The organism is Neisseria sp. P0009.S007 (genome assembly GCF_051962515.1).
Genome location: NZ_JBQCVF010000340.1, coordinates 1 through 1399, shown reverse-complemented (window position 1 = coordinate 1399; position 1399 = coordinate 1). Strand labels below are relative to the sequence as shown.

Sequence of the window (1399 nt, the reverse complement as noted above, 5' to 3'; positions counted from 1 at the left end):
CCGTCATGGCAAAAGCCGATTCAAAATCAGGCAAACGGCTGATGGCAATTTTTTTGAATCCATCTTTCTCAGGAAAATAGGCAGACAAGCCATTCAACGATTCTTCATCTTTCATAATCAGCCCGATGTCGCCGTTAAACACTTCCAGCATGTAATCATTATGCGTAATCATGATGATTTGTCCGGCAAACCAAGGCATTTCGCCCGAAACCTTGCCTTGTCGTTGCAAGTATTCTTGATAAGCCTGATTCAAATCATCCGCATCCTGCCGCCAAGCTGCCAATACCACCACATCGGCCGCATGACCATAAGCGAGTGCAACATTATTCTCTGCCACAGCCTGCCAATAATCCTGTTGCTTTTGATACAGCAAGGCAACCTGCTCTTTCAGACGGCCTGATTTCATTTCCAATTCTTTGGGGAACTTGTCAAACTGTTCGACCGCAGTTTGCTTTTCCCCGGACACCACCGCCCTTGCCAAACAACCGATACCGCTGTTTGCACCGAAACGGTGGCTGAACGTCAATTTGGCATTGTTTTGCGATAAAACCTGTGGCTGCCCTTTAATCTCAAAGCCATGATCAGGCAGGTACACTTCCAACTTTTCAGCGGTTTCTTTATCCAAAACTGTCGGACGCGACAATGCCGCCAATACGGCTCCCAAGCCAACCGACGGCAACTGGTTTTCATCGCCAAGCAACACCAGACGACAACCGGTCGGCACGGCACGCAATAAATCCAACACCAGCGGCAAATCCAACATCGAAGCCTCATCCACCACCAAAACATCCAAAGCGAGCGGATGTTCATGATTGAACGCAGGGCGCATTTGCGGCGGACGCAGTTTCAACAATCGATGGACGGTCTGCCCTTCCAAATTTTCCAAATGCGCTTTGATACTTGGAGGCAAATCAAAACCGTCCAAAGCACGCTGTAAAGCCCGTGCCATATGCGCAGCCGCTTTGCCCGTCGGCGCCGCCAACGCGATACGGGGCAACTTCGTACTGTTATTACAAATCAGGCCCAAAAGCTTTGCTACGGTCGTCGTCTTCCCCGTACCCGGCCCGCCGGTAATCAGCATAAAGTTTTGCAGCAAAGCCAAAGCTGCAGCATCCCGTTGCTCTTTACTGTCTTTAGTATCAAACCAGTCGCTCAGGCTTTTTGAAGCCGCCATAAAATTTACTTCTTCCGCCTCGGCACTGGCCAGCCGTTTGATTTCAACAGCCAAATCATGTTCCAACTGCCACATCCGCCCCAAAAACAATTTCCGTCCGTGCAGAATAAGCGGTTTATCCGCATTGCCGACCAAATTCGGCAAGTTACTTAAGGCATCAACATCCGCTTTATCCAAGTAAATAAACGAATGCCCGTTTTGCAAGGCTGCAAACAGTCGAACCAC

The 1399-nt window shown here is 49.4% G+C and carries 1 protein-coding gene; it reads right to left on the bottom strand.

Annotated features, from left to right (window positions below; all coding sequences use genetic code 11):
* The coding region (recD, locus tag ACTHS3_RS13080) for an exodeoxyribonuclease V subunit alpha (RefSeq protein WP_440368136.1) at positions 1–1399 on the bottom strand (1399 nt) is incomplete at both ends.